Consider the following 16,340-nt stretch of genomic DNA (forward strand, 5'->3'; position numbering starts at 1 on the left):
TTAACAATTTTAACATCTAATTAGAGTCGCTCTTTGCTCTTTTTCTGTGGTAGATAATCTAAAGGAACGCTATCGGCAATTTTTTCCCAACTCCAATATCCTTCAAAAAGCATAGATCTTGGATTGTACGTGCCTCCATTTTGATAAAAATATATCGGTGCCACAAGTAAATTTACTAGTGAAATTTGATAGTCGGGCATGGTTAAAGGGCGAGAAACTGACATTCCGATACGATTTGCATAAATGGGATCTTCTTTCTCTTTTGTATATATTACATATAAAACATCAGTGAAATTAATTGATTTAATGCTTTCGTTAAAAGTTTTAACCAAGGTATCTGGCAATATTTCCTTTTGATTTAAAATAGCAATTTGTTTAGAACGGTTTTTTTGTTTATGCCAATAATTTAATGAATCTGTGTCGGCTGGGTTTAATTGTATCTTGCCAGCGGTAGCTGATGCGGTTAGTCTGAATTTTTTAATTTTTGCATTTATCAAACTATCAGATGGTCGCGTTTTATCAGCCTGCCTAATAAGTTTATTAATGATAAAACCTTCCTCTTTAGATTTTCCGTTATAAAGGCTAGTTAAAAAATGATTACTCGAGCCGTAATAGGCAATTTCTCGTTTTGCAACCCAACGCTTCATCTGGCCTTTACTTCCTTTTAAATCTTCATAGTAGGGGTAACCTTCATAATAAATTATGTTCGTTTTATTATCCCACTCAAAGAGGTTAATCTGATATTTTAGTCTATAACCTAAAGCTTTATTTTCGACGATTAAGAACTGATTGGTTTTTACGGTAAGCTTCGAATCATCTTTGCTATAATCAATAATTAAAACGTTTGGATTGATGATTTTGCACTGTGCTGCATTTGGAGTAGTGCCAATGAAAAAGTCGGTAAACATTCTGATGTAACCTGCTCTGTTTGGATCAGGTTTTATGGTTACCTCATCCAGCTGCATGGCATCCTCTTCCAACTCTACATCAAGTTTTATCGCTTTATCTTCTACAAGAATGTTTTTAGCTACCGTCTTGTAACCGATGATCTGGAAAAGTATATCATAATTACCCGGTTTCAATCCTAATGTGTAAGCACCATTGTTATTTGCCACAGTTGCTATTTTGTAACCACTTACAAAAATTCCGGCACCGGGTAAAACCTCACCACGTTTATCTTTTATTACTCCTGATAGAATAACGTTCTGTGCATAACAAGTAATGCAAATTATTGTGAAAACAGAAATTAGGAAGAATCTTTTCATTAAAACAAATATAAACTAAATAATTAGTTTTAAAAATCTTAATTTACTCTTCTTAACCTAATAATTCCTTCGCATTTTCTATTGCTGATGCTCCAGGATTCTTGCCACTTAACATTTCTGCAATTACATCTATTCTTTCTTCTTGTTTTAACTTTCTGATTCCGGTTGTAGTTTTTCCGGCATCATCAGCCTTGTAAACGAAATAATGCGATTTACCTTTTGCTGCAATTTGAGGTAAGTGTGTAATCGAAATTACCTGCATATTTTCACCTAGAGTTGAAATTACCTCCCCAACTTTTAATGCTGTTTCTCCGGATATTCCTGTATCAATTTCATCGAAAATAATGGTTGGTAGGGCAGTGTGTTTGGCTAATAAAGCTTTAATAGAAAGCATTAATCGAGACAGCTCTCCACCAGAAGCTACCTTATTCACTGGGGCAGGAGCTTGTCCGGCATTTGCAGAAAACAACAAACTAATCTCATCCAAACCATCTTTTGATAATTCTGGAAACTGCTTTTGGGCTAAAACAAGTTTTGCATTTGGCATGCCAACCTGCTTTAACGTTTCTTCAGTTTTAGTTTCAACCAATTTAATGGCTTTAGTGCGATTTTGGCTTAACTCCTTCGCTTGGTTTGTTAATTCTGTTTTAAGCGATTCAATTTGCTTCGATAGTTTTTCTATCTGCTCATCAGAAGATAAAAGCTGATTTAAATTATGCTCCAATTGATTTTTTATAGCAATAAGTTCTTCATTGCTATCAACTCTATGTTTCTGTTGTAAAGAGTACAATAAATCTAAACGTTGATTAATTGTGTCCAATCTTTCAGCATTGTGTGTTGTATTATTTTCAATTGTCGAGATTTCATCTGCAACATCTTTTATCTCAATAATACTTGATTTAAGTCTTTCGTAAAGTATGTTGATGGAAGAATCAAACTTTTCTACGGTTTGTAATTGTATCTGTGCTTCCTTCAAAATTAGAATTGCCGATGGCTCAGCTTCACTCAATAAAGCATTAGCATTTAGTAATGCCCGCTTAATTGTTTCCGCATGTGTTAGTTTTTCTAATTCTGCTTCCAAATCTTCTTGTTCGTTTGCTTGCAGATTAGCCTGCTCTAATTCATTAAATAGAAATTGCTCGTAATCTTGCTTGCTCTTTGCTTCATTCGCTTCGCTGATTAATTTTTTTAATAAAGCCGAATCTTTTCGTAGTTCTTTATAACCAGTTCTATAATCAAGTAATAAATTATTGTGATTTGAGAGTGAATCAACCATTAATAGTTGAAAATCGGCGTTATTAATTTCTTGCGTAGCATGCTGAGAATGTATATCAATAAGCTTTTCACCAATCTGCTTTAGTATGGTTAAGTTAACTGGTGTATCATTTATAAACGAACGCGATTTCCCGTCGATTGAAATTTCGCGTCTTAATGTACTTTCCTTAAAAAAATCAAGGTCGTTTTCTTCAAAGCTTTCCTTAAGTTGTTCATCAGCTAAAAGAAATGTACCTTCTATCACACATTTTTTATCCTGATTAAAGAAATATTTGCTTTCGGCCCGTTGACCTAAAATTAAAGATAATGCACCTAGTATGATAGATTTTCCGGCACCTGTTTCGCCTGTAATTATATTTAAGCCTTTATCAAATTCGATGTCGAGGCTATCAATTAATGCGTAATTACGTATAGATAGTTTTTGTAGCATAGCTAATGCGAAAATACTAAAAAGTTATTTTAACAACAGCCTAAAATAAAAACAGCGAAGATAATTCTTCGCTGTTTACACATATTATTTATTTGGTTTTTAGTTTTCGTCACGCTCAATTCGTTCACGTCTTTCAGGTTTCTCTTTTTTCTCTTCTTTTTCAATTTTCTCTCTCAGCTCTTTAACTTCTTTATCAAATTTTTGCTTTAGTTTTTTGTACTCTTCACTTTGTCTAAGTTTGCTTGATGAATTTTCAAGTAAGTAGACACCATCTCTACTTTTAAGCGCACGGAAATTATCATTGTGTAATACGAATGCTGTATCAGCATTTAAACGGCTTAATGCTGAAATTCGCAATTTCTCACCATTTTTTAATGCTTTAGTTCTTAGTTCTAAAATTTGAGCTCTAAATTCTGGCGAATTAACCTTAACTGCCATATCTTCTCCAATTTTTTGCCATTTAGCTTGCGCCTCTGGCGAGCCATATTCTTTTGCAATATCTTCACCAAATTTTTTCCATTTGGCTTGAGCTTCCGGTGATGAATATTCTTTAGCCATTTGTTCACCTAATTTTTTCCATTTAGCCTGAGCTTCTGGAGATGAATATTCTTTAGCCATCTGTTCGCCTAGTTTTTTCCACTTTGCCTGTGCTTCTGGAGAAGAAAATTCTTTGGCCATATCTTCACCGTATTTTTTCCATTTTAACTGAGCCTGAGGGGAAGAGAAATCGCGGTATATTTTTGCCCTGAATAATGAGTCTTTAAATTTGAAGGCAGAATCGCTTTTAAAAATAATTGCTCTACGACCGCCAAAAAGTTCTTCATCATAAAAATCTTTTCTCAAACTATCTGGCATTTCCTTTACAGAGTTATATTCTGTCTTTTTGCCATTTGCATCTACAGTTACAATTTTAATCTTGCGCTTTTTGGTTGTATCAGTAAAAACAACATTTGCATTTATGTTTTTAACATCAAGTATTTCAATGTTTTTTGTGGCTTTTTTAGTTTCTTTTTTAACAGGATTAATCCATGCTACAGAGAATAAGCATGCAATGCCCAATGTTAAGGCTGCCATTTGCTGTTTGGCGTTTAAATAATTCGTTTTCATATTTGTGATTCTTTTAATGCGTTGATATAAATTTTGGGTTTTCCCGGTAGCAGCTAAAGCATAAGCCGGACTATTTTTGTCTTTTAATAATTCTAATTTTAATAATGCATGAGCATAGTTTAACGGTTTTCCTGTTAATTTTAATACTAAATCATCACATGCATGTTCACGTTCTATGTGTATAAATCGGCCAGCCATCCAAACAAAAGGATTAAAAAATAAGAAGGTTTCAATAGCTGTTTTTATCAGGTTTAGTAAGAAGTCATTTCTGCGGATGTGAGAAAGTTCATGAATTAAAATGGCTTCAACCTGGTCGTTGTCTAATTCGTTAACCAAAGCAACTGGGAATAATACGATAGGTTTTAGATAACCAATAACCAATGGTACATTAACTATGGATGATAAATGAAACTTTATGCTTTTGTTAATTTTAAGATTAGCGGTAACTTTTTTAAAAATGTCGTTCCAACCTTCTGGCACCAGGCTTAGGCTTTCTTTTTTAAATCGGGCCAATTGATTATAACCTTTAACAATAACGAAGAGTTGTAATAATATTCCAATCAGGTAGAACACAACCACAACAGGAAAGTATTGTTCAATTTTGGTATTAAGGTTTTCGGGAATGTTGTTTAGATATTGATATGCTCCAATATTTTCTATACCATTAGCGGTTTTAGAAATAGAGAGATTTTTTAAAAGTATATCCGACAAATTGTAAATGAAACATCCAAACATTAATAGGATAGAGCCGAAAGCCAGATTATGTTTGTATTTAGCGGCAAGCTTAGGTATGCTTAGTAATATGATAAATAATATACCATATATAAGTGCACTTTGCCATAACGAATTTAAAATGCTCCATCCAAAAGCTTTAATAAATTGAGGTAATAAAGTTTCCATGTTAATTGCTCTAATTTTTTAAATCAAATTAATTTTCTTTCGATACTATTCTTAATGCTAATCTGTTTTCACTAATGACTAATGACTAATGACTAATGACTAATGACTAATGACTAATGACTAATGAACTACTTAAGACTATCCAAATATTTTTTTATCTCGTCGAGTTCTTCACTTGTTGCTGAATGGTTTCCTAATGCCTGCATCACCAATCTTGCCGCCGAACCATTAAATACATTATCAATCATTTTATTTACCAACTGTTTTTCGGTTTTATCCTGATTAACAATTGCTTTGTATATGTGCGTTTTCTGATTAGTATCTCTTTCTACCATTCCTTTTTCGTGCATAATTTGCATAAGTTTTAGGGTAGTAGTGTAACCAGAATCTTTTTTGTTTAAAGCCTCGTGCACTTCTCTTACAGTACAAAGGCCTTTTTGCCAGAGTACTTGTAAAATTTCCATTTCACCTTCTGTTGGTTTGATGTTGTTATTATTCATATGTTACAGTTGTACGAATTATTTCGTAATCAAATGTACGAAGATATTCGTATTATCAAAATTATTTAACAGATTTTTAACAAAAGCTATTTTTACTACATGACGCAGTTTATGCAAAAACGTTGCACAATTATTTAAAATTTGAGTGGGAGGGGAGTTTATGTAGAATGATTTTGCCAAGCAAAATCGACATTAGGATGCTAATCCATGCAAATTGGAGAAATATTAGAGCGTAAAATTATCAAATTACAGTATGATTTTGTTATGCAATTAGGTGGCGAGTTAATGCCTATAATTTTGCACCCATGCTGGAGCAAACTTTGATAGTTTTAAAAACTGATGTTCTCCAAACCTGATTGTAGTGGAAATACTTTTTAATTTGCAGCAACCATGAATAAGCTGTCATTCTGAGGTACGAAGAATCTGCTACCGATGAAACACCTGCCTACCGCAGGCAGGGATGCTTCGTGCTTCAGCAAGACATAAGTATTAAAAAGATTGAAACGAAAAGCAGGGCTAACAATAATATGAAATGCTGTATTTGCTTTACAGGAAATTGAAAAACTAATTAGCTTTTAGTCCTTCGTATTTGCCAATGTTGGCGGGGTCTATTTCTGAAAGCAAGTTGTAGGCCTTTAAACGCTCTTGTGTATTTAACTTTGTAAGCACATTCGTTATTTCTTCAGCTTTTGAAGCGAAATAAACATTTGGAAAGATAGAACCTAACTTTTGCTTATCCATTTTTTGCAGCTCAGTTAATGCCGATACAATTGGCATCAAGCCTTTATCATCATTAGTTAACTGGTCTAAACCCTTAAAATGATAGTTATAAATAAAATTTCGCAACTCGCTAAAAATAGGGTTTAATGTATTTTCATTAAACCAGAAACGATTACGCAAGCCATCGGCAGCACGCCAACCTGTATTACCAGAAACCTGGGCAAGGTTAATTATATTCTGTGCTTTTTTAAAATAGATGCTGCCACCCATTTTACCAAAGCTGTCTTTATCTAACCCAATGATGGTGTAGGCGTAATAAGTTAATAATGCGCTAATGTTTGAAATGTAATTTTGCTCAGAAAAATCGATTGTAGAGCCATCATTATAGCTAAAATCAAAATTCTTGTCGCTCATATTAAGCAGCGTGCTGTTGTAAGTAGAATTAAAAACAGGTCTGCTGCTTTGAATCTGAGCTTCTGCAGTATAACCAGAACCACCATCCCAAGAGGTTATTGTGATTACGAAATTGCAATCAATTCGTTCCTGTGCTTTATAGGTTTCGGTAGTAAACTTATTATTATTTAAAAAGTCTCTAAATGTTCTTTGCAAAACATCAAGCTGTTGTTTGTTTATATTCGATACTTGCGGAGCCAATAGCTGCACACGGGCATTAAGCTCTTGCGCATGTAATTTTCCGAAACCAAGGATGAAGATTAAACAAATTAGCCTTTTTATCATTTAATAAGTTTTAAAATTTCATTGCAAATATCTTTCGCAACATCTGTTTTTGATTTCACTTCAAACGCAGTTTTTTGAAGTGCTTTGTTAAAAATAGTAATTTTATTTGTATCCGATTTAAAGCCTGCTCCTTTATCATTCAAAGAATTTAAAATCACAAGGTCAAGATTTTTCTTCTCAAGTTTCCCTTTGGCGTAATTTTCCTCATCGTTTGTTTCCAAAGCAAAGCCAACCAAAATTTGATTTTGTTTTTTTGCTACACCAAGAGATGCCAAAATATCGGTCGTTTTTTCTAATTCTAGATTAAATTCACTCTCAGATTTTTTAATCTTTTGAGTTGAAATTGTTTTTGGTTTATAATCAGCAACTGCTGCACACATCACTGTTATATCGGTTTCATCGAAAATTGATGTACATGCAATTAGCATATCTGCTGCACTTACAACATCAATTCTTTTTAAAGGTTGTGCTGCTTTTTGAGCTGTTGGTCCGGCAATTAAAGTTACATCTGCACCAAGCTTGCTTAATTCATCAGCAATTGCAAAACCCATTTTACCTGATGAGTGATTGCCAATGAAACGAACCGGATCTATCGCTTCATAAGTTGGTCCGGCGGTTACCATTACTTTCTTACCGTAAAAAGGCATTCCTCTTTTTATCGAATCATTTAAAATAGCAACAATTTCTTCAGGTTCAGCCATTCGGCCTTCGCCATATAAACCACTGGCAAGTTCTCCGCTTTCTGGTGCAATAACAATATTGCCGTAGCTTTTAACTTTTTCAATATTACCTTGAGTGGTTTCATGTTTCCACATGTCCAAATCCATTGCAGGTGCAATGTAAACCGGGCATTTTGCAGATAAGTAAACAGCAGTTAAAAGATTATCGCAGATTCCTGTAGCAAGTTTAGCAAGTGTATTAGCGCTGGTAGGGGCAATGATAATTAAATCTGCCCAAAGTCCTAGTTCAACATGGTTACTCCAAACTCCGGTTTCTTCCTCAAAATATTGAGTGTAAACTGGATTTTTGGAAAGAGTTGCTAGTGTTAATGGTGTAATGAAGTTAGCACCATCTGGAGTTAAAACAACCTTAACGTTTGCACCAGCTTTAACTAAAAGTCTAACCAAAAAGGCCGACTTATAAGCCGCAATACTGCCGCAAACGCCAAGTATTATGTTTTTATTTTTAAGCATATAGCAAAGAGTTAAAGCACAGTGCATAGAGCGCATGCAAAAACGCCTAGCTCCAAACTTTATGCGCTATGCTAATGTTATTTTTGTTCTTTAGCCGGATTTCTGTGATAAATTTTCTCATTCAAAAATTCATCAATAGCAACTAAAACTGGTTTCGGCATACGCTCGTAATGCTTACTGATTTCGATTTGCTCACGGTTTTCGAAAATCTCTTCAAGGTTATCGTTGCTCGAAGCAAATTCCGCTAATTTACCATGCAATTCTTCTTTCATGTTATTTGAAATCTGATTTGCTCTTTTAGCAATCACAACTAATGATTCATAAAGATTATCAGTAGTTCTGTCTAAATCGTGTACATTTCTGGTAACCGTAGTATTCGGAACAGCAGGTTTGTTAGTATTCATGTATTACTTGTTTTTAATATTCGTATTATCTGCGTTAGTTGGTTTTTGAAAAACGGTATCTTTTACCTTACCTGTTTTCTTAAGCATTTCCATATACTTTGCCTGGTCTGCAGCGTACATAGCCATCTCTGCTTTATTTTGTTTAATGCCAAATTCAATATCCGATTTTAATTGCTTAGCATCGTTGGTAAATTTGCTTTGCGGAAACTTCTCCGTAAACTCTTCATATAAAGATGTAGCCTCATTGTATCTGTCTTCCTGGCGAATCGGGATACTTGTTTTAGCATACATATATTGTGCCTTAATCATTAAGAAATCCATTTCTTCCGCATATTTAATATCCGGATAATCTCTTTGTGCATTTTTCAAAGCAATAACAGCAGCCCTATAGTTTTCTACATTACTTGGACCAGTAGTTAAATAAAGCTTTGCATTTTCAAAAACTTTATCCTCTAGTTTAGTTCTTAATACGCCAATGTATTTTGCAGCAGCGGCAGCACGTTCACTTGTTGGGTATAAGTTTATAAATAACTGTAGCGCATCAATTGCTTTATAAGTATTCTCTTGGTCTAAAGAAAAAACTGGTGATTCTAAGTAGTAACAGTAAGCGGCCATGTAACGAGCTTCTTCAGCATCCTTACTTGCCGGATATGTATCTGCGAAGCTTTTAAACTGATATCTTGCAGTAGTATAATCCTGTAATTTATATAAGGTATAAGCATAATAAAAGTTTAACCCTTCAGCTTGCTCACGTCCACGATATTTTTGCGATAAGTCTTCAAAAAGCACTAAAGCTTTACTGAAATCACGTTTGTTGTATAATCTAATGGCTTCTTCAAATTTCTTTTTAACATCATTGCTAGCTCTTAACTTCTCGAAACGACTTTTACAACCCGCCATACCAATAGCGGCAATAAATACTAAAATAAATAAGTGTTTAACTTTAAACATTCTGCAAAGATAATTAATAATACGATAACATCAATATAAAACAATTGGCCGCTAAGCTACCTATTGCATTTCAGTACATATATACAGTTAACAATTTTTAACATTATATAGTATCTGGCATAGATAATAAGAAAAGCAATGTTCTGTTTTCCAATTAACGTTCGTCCCGCCCTTCATTCCAAATCCTCGGTTCGCTGCGCTCTCCTTGCGGGTTTTCCATTACGGTCGGGTTTATTTAACCTGCTTTAGTTTTTTGTTGGGAGAATATTTTCTCAATATCTACTTAATACCTATTCTACAATTAAAGCATGATACTCTATAAAGTATTCATTTTTCTTAATATATGATATCATTAGCGAAGAATGGATTCAGACTAGGCGAATGATGGGCTCATATAAGTATTGAACACGGACATGACATGGACTTGATGCGGACTTGAGGTGGAGTTGATATTTAGTTGTCTTATCCAGTAACTGGTAGAATAACTTTGGTGGATTGGCCAATCCTTTCGAATATGTAAAGATAATGAATATTTAGAAATAGCATTGATTTTGTTGAATTGTTCCATTATTGAATGTTTGAATTTGAAATGTTAACCAGCATTGAGCAACCCAACTCGAAATTATGTCTTACTTAGCTGTTCTAAGATGTCTTAGATGGTAAAATGTTCTATTGTTGGAACGTTTGAAAGTTGAAATATTAACCTGTATCAGAGCAACCCAACTCAAAATTATGCCTTACTTAGCTGTTCTAAGCTGTCTTAGATGGTAAAAACTTGTTTTCGAAGCAAAGAAATCTTCTTCAATCTGCGATATTTATCTGAGTAAATCGGCGGGAAAGCCTTTAAGCGTAACACAAAAACAGCTTTTTCAAACGAAGAAAACCCCGTGAAACAAACTTTGCGGTTAAAAAGTTTTATAGGGGCATGATTTTTTCTCGCTGAAATCCATGTACTTATATACAATAAGTAAAATAAAAGCGGTGCAGGCTTTTCACAAACCAATAATTTTTCTACTTTTGCAACCCGCTTCGGAGGAAGAGGGGTTGAGAATGAGAGACTGAAATCACTAGAAATTATTTTCAAATAAAATTTGGTGATTGATAAAAGTTTTCTACTTTTGCAACCCGCTTCGGAAGGAAGCAGGCGTCCTGAAAAGGACAAATATTGAAGAGAGGGATTAAGAAGAAAAAGGCGGCGAAAAAATAAAATTTATTTTATTTGGAAGTTAAAAAAAGATTCTTACCTTTGCACTCCCAACCGAAAGGAAGGGTAAAAAAAATCAGAACGGCGGATGTCGGGAAGAAGATAAAAACAAGATTGAAACGGAAGAAACTGAAGAAGGACGAATAAGACCATCTGAAACTGAAACCCGAAGATATATAAAAGGCCGCCGCGAGGTACCGAGCCGAATAAGTTCTTAAAAGAGATGTCAATGTAGCGCAAGCGGGGTAATGAAGTACGGATTCAAGTACAGAGTACCGAAGCTTGATTTTAAAGTCAATGTCTGACAGACATAATTAAAAAAAAGAAGACTATTTTTAACGATAGTTAAAACTGGTCAGAATCTTACAACACATTTTACAATGGAGAGTTTGATCCTGGCTCAGGATGAACGCTAGCGGCAGGCCTAATACATGCAAGTCGAACGATAGATAAGAGCTTGCTTTTATCGAAAGTGGCGCACGGGTGCGTAACGCGTATGCAACCTACCTTAATCAGGGGGATAGCCCGAAGAAATTCGGATTAACACCGCATAAAAACACAGAGTAGCATTACTCAATGTTCAAATATTTATAGGATTAAGATGGGCATGCGTGTCATTAGCTAGTTGGCGGGGTAACGGCCCACCAAGGCGACGATGACTAGGGGATCTGAGAGGATGACCCCCCACACTGGTACTGAGACACGGACCAGACTCCTACGGGAGGCAGCAGTAAGGAATATTGGTCAATGGAGGCAACTCTGAACCAGCCATGCCGCGTGCAGGAAGACTGCCCTATGGGTTGTAAACTGCTTTTATCTGGGAATAAACCTTTCTACGTGTAGAGAGCTGAATGTACCAGAAGAATAAGGATCGGCTAACTCCGTGCCAGCAGCCGCGGTAATACGGAGGATCCAAGCGTTATCCGGATTTATTGGGTTTAAAGGGTGCGTAGGCGGCCTGTTAAGTCAGAGGTGAAAGACGGTAGCTCAACTATCGCAGTGCCTTTGATACTGATGGGCTTGAATAAACTAGAGGTAGGCGGAATGAGACAAGTAGCGGTGAAATGCATAGATATGTCTCAGAACACCGATTGCGAAGGCAGCTTACTATGGTTTTATTGACGCTGAGGCACGAAAGCGTGGGGATCAAACAGGATTAGATACCCTGGTAGTCCACGCCCTAAACGATGAATACTCGCTGTTAGCGATATACAGTTAGCGGCTAAGCGAAAGCGTTAAGTATTCCACCTGGGGAGTACGCTCGCAAGAGTGAAACTCAAAGGAATTGACGGGGGCCCGCACAAGCGGAGGAGCATGTGGTTTAATTCGATGATACGCGAGGAACCTTACCCGGGCTTGAAAGTTAGTGAATTATTCAGAGATGAATAAGTGAGCAATCACACGAAACTAGGTGCTGCATGGCTGTCGTCAGCTCGTGCCGTGAGGTGTTGGGTTAAGTCCCGCAACGAGCGCAACCCCTATGTTTAGTTGCCAGCATGTAATGATGGGGACTCTAAACAGACTGCCTGTGCAAACAGAGAGGAAGGAGGGGACGACGTCAAGTCATCATGGCCCTTACGTCCGGGGCTACACACGTGCTACAATGGATGGTACAGAGGGCAGCTAGCTAGCAATAGTATGCGAATCTCACAAAGCCATTCACAGTTCGGATTGGGGTCTGCAACTCGACCCCATGAAGTTGGATTCGCTAGTAATCGCGTATCAGCAATGACGCGGTGAATACGTTCCCGGGCCTTGTACACACCGCCCGTCAAGCCATGGAAGTTGGGGGTACCTAAAGTATGTAACCGTAAGGAGCGTCCTAGGGTAAAACCGATAACTGGGGCTAAGTCGTAACAAGGTAGCCGTACCGGAAGGTGCGGCTGGAATACCTCCTTTCTGGAGCAGAGTTGACTACTCGCTGCGCAACATGATACTCTAATAAGTTATAGGTTGATGAGTTATAAGTTATACGTTGATAAAACGTAAGACTAAATAACAAACCAACGAAATAACTAAGACACTAAAAGAAGAAACACCCAAAAGATTGAAGCACTTAGTTGCACTAACGAATCTTTGAGAGGCGAGATTAAATTGAATTACGAATTTTGATTTACGATTTACGAATGCTGTAGCGATATACAAATCTAAAATCGTCAATCAATAAATCTAAAATCAAATAGTCCCGTAGCTCAGCCTGGTTAGAGCACTACACTGATAATGTAGGGGTCTCCAGTTCAAATCTGGACGGGACTACAATAATCAAATCCTTTGGGGGATTAGCTCAGCTGGCTAGAGCGCCTGCCTTGCACGCAGGAGGTCAACGGTTCGACTCCGTTATTCTCCACAATAAGCGATAAGCTTAAAGAGAAAAGCAGAAAGCTTTTAAAAAACATAATAGAATTACCGGGATAGGTAAACTACATTGACATAACTGAAGAAAAGAAAAAGCGCCATAGGGGCACAAGAAACGGTTCGAGCCCGCAGTTTTTTACTCATCACCCGAACCTGGTACAAAAGGTTTGCGCAAATAGCTAAAGGTATTAATACTTTAAGCGGGGATTGAAAAGTTCTTTGACATATTGGAAGAAGTTAAAAAAGAAGAGCAAACAACAATAGGCGACTGTTGTGTTTGTGTTCACCACTCAAATGAGCAATCAGATGAATGGTATGAGACATCATAACAAGAGCAAAAAAAGCATACTATACGGCGCAAAAGGCGTATAAGTAGAAGAAAGTAAGAAAGAGTACACGGGGGATGCCTTGGCTCTCAGAGGCGATGAAGGACGTGATAAGCTGCGATAAGCTTCGGGTATTTGCAAATAGGAATTAATCCGAAGATTTCCGAATGGGGCAACCCGGCTGGTTGAAGACCAGTCACATATAATGAGCAAACCTGCCGAACTGAAACATCTAAGTAAGCAGAGGAAGAGAAAATAATAATGATTTCCTGAGTAGTGGCGAGCGAAAGGGAAAGAGCCCAAACCTACTTTGTTACGGCAAAGTGGGGGTTGTAGGACTACGATGTGGTATTAACAAACAGAAGTGGAACGGGATGGGAAGCCCGGCGATACATGGTGATAGCCCAGTACACGTATAGAATGTTAGCCTAGTAGTATCCTGAGTACCGCGAGGTCGGAGACGCCTTGTGGGAATCTGCCGGCACCATCCGGTAAGGCTAAATACTCCTGAGAGACCGATAGTGAACCAGTACCGTGAGGGAAAGGTGAAAAGAACCCCGAACAGGGGAGTGAAATAGAACCTGAAACCGTGCACTTACAAGCGGTCGGAGCGTACAAGTTGCGTGACGGCGTGCCTTTTGCATAATGAGCCTACGAGTTACTCTTCTCTGGCAAGGTTAAGTGTTTAAGACACGGATCCGAAGCGAAAGCGAGTCTGAATAGGGCGTATAGTCAGAGGAGGTAGACGCGAAACCTTGTGATCTACCCATGGACAGGTTGAAGGTGCGGTAACACGTACTGGAGGACCGAACCGATAAACGTTGAAAAGTTTCCGGATGATCTGTGGGTAGGGGTGAAAGGCTAATCAAACTGGGAAATAGCTCGTACTCCCCGAAATGTTTTTAGGAACAGCGTGGATATTAAGTTTCATAGAGGTAGAGCTACTGATTGGGTGCGGGGGAGTCAAATCCTACCAAATCCAGACAAACTCCGAATGCTATGAAATATGATCTGCAGTGAGGCGCGGGGTGCTAAGGTCACGCGCCGAGAGGGAAAGAACCCAGACCATCAGCTAAGGTCCCCAAGTGTACGCTAAGTTGAACTAACGAGGTCCGATTGCACAGACAGCTAGGATGTTGGCTTGGAAGCAGCCATTCATTTAAAGAGTGCGTAACAGCTCACTAGTCGAGCGATCGGGCATGGATAATAAACGGGCATTAAGTGTATCACCGAAGCTATGGGATTGAAATATATCGGTAGGGGAGCATTCTATATACAGTGAAGGTATCTGGTAATGGGTGCTGGAGTGTATAGAAAAGCAAATGTAGGCATAAGTAACGATAAGGCAGGCGAGAAACCTGCCCACCGAAAGGATAAGGTTTCCTGATCAACGCTAATCGGATCAGGGTTAGTCGGGACCTAAGGAGAACCCGAAGGGGATATTCGATGGACAACTGGTTAATATTCCAGTACTTTTTATAACTGCGATGTGGGGACGGAGTAGTGACACTGCCGCGAACTGACGGAATAGTTCGTTAAAGGTTGTAGGTATTAGGACGGTAGGCAAATCCGCCGACCTAGCTGAAAACTAATAGTACCGCGAGTCTTCGGATGAGTGGATAGAGCAGGTAAACAGACTTCCAAGAAAAACCGCTAAGCTTCAGGTTATAAAAACCCGTACCGCAAACCGACACAGGTATCCGGGAAGAGGATTCTAAGGTGCTCGAGTGAATCATGGCTAAGGAACTCGGCAAAATGGCCCTGTAACTTCGGGAGAAGGGGCGCTGGCAGTAATGTCAGCCGCAGTGAAAAGGCCCAGGCGACTGTTTAACAAAAACACATGGCTTTGCAAAATCGAAAGATGAAGTATAAGGCCTGACACCTGCCCGGTGCTGGAAGGTTAAGAGGGGATGTCATCCGCAAGGAGAAGCATTGAATCGAAGCCCCAGTAAACGGCGGCCGTAACTATAACGGTCCTAAGGTAGCGAAATTCCTTGTCGGGTAAGTTCCGACCTGCACGAATGGTGTAACGATCTGGGCGCTGTCTCAGCCATGAGCTCGGTGAAATTGTGGTCCCGGTGAAGACGCCGGGTACCCGCAACGGGACGGAAAGACCCCATGCACCTTCACTACAATTTAACATTGACATTGGGTACAGGATGTGTAGGATAGGTGGGAGACTATGAAGCGGCGTCGCCAGGCGTCGTGGAGTCAACGTTGAAATACCACCCTTTCTGTATTCGGTGTCTAACTCCACTAAGTGGAGGACATTGTTTGATGGGTAGTTTGACTGGGGTGGTCGCCTCCAAAAAGGTAACGGAGGCTTTCAAAGGTAAGCTCAATACGCTTGGTAACCGTATGAGGAGTGCAATAGCATAAGCTTGCTTGACTGTGAGACCTACAAGTCGATCAGGGTCGAAAGACGGATATAGTGATCCGGTGGTTCTGCATGGAAGGGCCATCGCTCAAAGGATAAAAGGTACGCTGGGGATAACAGGCTGATCTCCCCCAAGAGCTCATATCGACGGGGAGGTTTGGCACCTCGATGTCGGCTCGTCACATCCTGGGGCTGGAGAAGGTCCCAAGGGTTCGGCTGTTCGCCGATTAAAGTGGCACGCGAGCTGGGTTCAGAACGTCGCGAGACAGTTCGGTCCCTATCTGTTGTGGGCGTAGGAATTTTGAGTGGGGCTGACCTTAGTACGAGAGGACCGGGTTGGACTAGCCTCTAGTGAATCTGTTGTTCCGCCAGGGGCATTGCAGAGTAGCTACGCTGGGAATAGATAAGCGCTGAAAGCATCTAAGTGCGAAACTAGCCACGAGATGAGAATTCCATATAGGACCGTAGAAGATGACTACGTTGATAGGTTATAGATGTAAAGCTGGTGACAGCATAGTCGAGTAATACTAATCATCCGAAGCTTTCAAAGCAAACAGACTGTTGTTTGTTCTTCAAAACTTAACTTCTTTCAATA

9 protein-coding genes, 2 tRNA genes and 2 rRNA genes are annotated in these 16,340 nt (G+C 38.5%); 4 read left to right on the forward strand and 9 right to left on the reverse strand.

What is annotated here, in order from left to right:
• Positions 1-20 precede the first annotated feature (20 nt).
• The 9 genes from ACO05K_RS01695 to ACO05K_RS01735 form a co-directional block, all read right to left on the reverse strand.
• Positions 21-1,265, reverse strand: a complete 1,245-nt coding sequence (locus tag ACO05K_RS01695; protein ID WP_421942739.1) for a carboxypeptidase-like regulatory domain-containing protein — start codon at positions 1,263-1,265, stop codon at positions 21-23.
• Between the two features lie 52 nt (positions 1,266-1,317).
• The gene (recN, locus tag ACO05K_RS01700; RefSeq protein ID WP_421942740.1) at positions 1,318-2,970 is read right to left on the reverse strand and encodes a DNA repair protein RecN; all 1,653 of its coding nucleotides are present in this window, start codon (positions 2,968-2,970) and stop codon (positions 1,318-1,320) included.
• A 99-nt stretch (positions 2,971-3,069) separates the two neighbouring features.
• On the reverse strand, positions 3,070-4,977 hold the full coding sequence (locus ACO05K_RS01705; protein ID WP_421942741.1) for a M56 family metallopeptidase: 1,908 nt from the start codon (positions 4,975-4,977) through the stop codon (positions 3,070-3,072).
• A gap of 128 nt (positions 4,978-5,105) precedes the next feature.
• Positions 5,106-5,477 (reverse strand): BlaI/MecI/CopY family transcriptional regulator, encoded by a 372-nt coding sequence (locus ACO05K_RS01710; RefSeq protein WP_421942742.1) that lies wholly within the window; start codon positions 5,475-5,477, stop codon positions 5,106-5,108.
• A 564-nt stretch (positions 5,478-6,041) separates the two neighbouring features.
• Positions 6,042-6,935, reverse strand: coding sequence for a DUF4835 family protein (locus ACO05K_RS01715; RefSeq protein ID WP_421942743.1), 894 nt, complete (start codon positions 6,933-6,935; stop codon positions 6,042-6,044).
• The gene (gene coaBC, locus ACO05K_RS01720; protein ID WP_421942744.1) at positions 6,932-8,128 is read right to left on the reverse strand and encodes a bifunctional phosphopantothenoylcysteine decarboxylase/phosphopantothenate--cysteine ligase CoaBC; all 1,197 of its coding nucleotides are present in this window, start codon (positions 8,126-8,128) and stop codon (positions 6,932-6,934) included. Before coaBC ends, ACO05K_RS01715 begins: the two co-directional genes overlap by 4 nt.
• A gap of 77 nt (positions 8,129-8,205) precedes the next feature.
• A complete protein-coding gene (locus ACO05K_RS01725) occupies positions 8,206-8,532 on the reverse strand; it encodes a DNA-directed RNA polymerase subunit omega (RefSeq protein WP_131535784.1) in 327 nt (108 codons plus the stop codon).
• A gap of 3 nt (positions 8,533-8,535) precedes the next feature.
• Complete coding sequence (locus tag ACO05K_RS01730; protein WP_421942745.1) at positions 8,536-9,483, reverse strand: outer membrane protein assembly factor BamD; 948 nt, start codon at positions 9,481-9,483, stop codon at positions 8,536-8,538.
• A 760-nt stretch (positions 9,484-10,243) separates the two neighbouring features.
• Positions 10,244-10,567: a hypothetical protein gene (locus tag ACO05K_RS01735; protein WP_421942746.1), complete on the reverse strand. Its 324-nt coding sequence runs from the start codon at positions 10,565-10,567 to the stop codon at positions 10,244-10,246.
• Positions 10,568-11,064: 497 nt separating this feature from the next.
• Between ACO05K_RS01735 and ACO05K_RS01740 the strand changes: the two genes are divergently transcribed.
• The 4 genes from ACO05K_RS01740 to ACO05K_RS01755 all read left to right on the forward strand — a co-directional run bounded on the left by ACO05K_RS01740 (position 11,065) and on the right by ACO05K_RS01755 (position 16,295).
• Positions 11,065-12,586: ribosomal RNA gene (locus tag ACO05K_RS01740) — 16S ribosomal RNA — on the forward strand.
• Positions 12,587-12,868: 282 nt separating this feature from the next.
• A tRNA-Ile gene (locus ACO05K_RS01745) sits at positions 12,869-12,943 on the forward strand.
• A gap of 17 nt (positions 12,944-12,960) precedes the next feature.
• Positions 12,961-13,034 (forward strand) — tRNA-Ala (locus tag ACO05K_RS01750).
• 384 nt (positions 13,035-13,418) lie between these two features.
• Positions 13,419-16,295 (forward strand): 23S ribosomal RNA (locus ACO05K_RS01755).
• The 16S and 23S rRNA genes sit together here with 2 tRNA genes alongside, the layout of an rRNA operon.
• Positions 16,296-16,340 lie beyond the last annotated feature (45 nt).

This window comes from Pedobacter sp. (assembly GCF_965227205.1).
Classification (GTDB): Bacteria; Bacteroidota; Bacteroidia; order Sphingobacteriales; family Sphingobacteriaceae; genus Pedobacter.

What these genes read in the sequence shown, in the direction of transcription:
- ACO05K_RS01695 (WP_421942739.1), bottom strand. Translation starts at nt 1,265, where the DNA reads ATGAAAAGATTCTTCCTAATTTCTGTTTTCACAATAATTTGCATTACT.
- recN (WP_421942740.1), bottom strand. Translation starts at nt 2,970, where the DNA reads ATGCTACAAAAACTATCTATACGTAATTACGCATTAATTGATAGCCTC.
- ACO05K_RS01705 (WP_421942741.1), bottom strand. Translation starts at nt 4,977, where the DNA reads ATGGAAACTTTATTACCTCAATTTATTAAAGCTTTTGGATGGAGCATT.
- ACO05K_RS01710 (WP_421942742.1), bottom strand. Translation starts at nt 5,477, where the DNA reads ATGAATAATAACAACATCAAACCAACAGAAGGTGAAATGGAAATTTTA.
- ACO05K_RS01715 (WP_421942743.1), bottom strand. Translation starts at nt 6,935, where the DNA reads ATGATAAAAAGGCTAATTTGTTTAATCTTCATCCTTGGTTTCGGAAAA.
- coaBC (WP_421942744.1), bottom strand. Translation starts at nt 8,128, where the DNA reads ATGCTTAAAAATAAAAACATAATACTTGGCGTTTGCGGCAGTATTGCG.
- ACO05K_RS01725 (WP_131535784.1), bottom strand. Translation starts at nt 8,532, where the DNA reads ATGAATACTAACAAACCTGCTGTTCCGAATACTACGGTTACCAGAAAT.
- ACO05K_RS01730 (WP_421942745.1), bottom strand. Translation starts at nt 9,483, where the DNA reads ATGTTTAAAGTTAAACACTTATTTATTTTAGTATTTATTGCCGCTATT.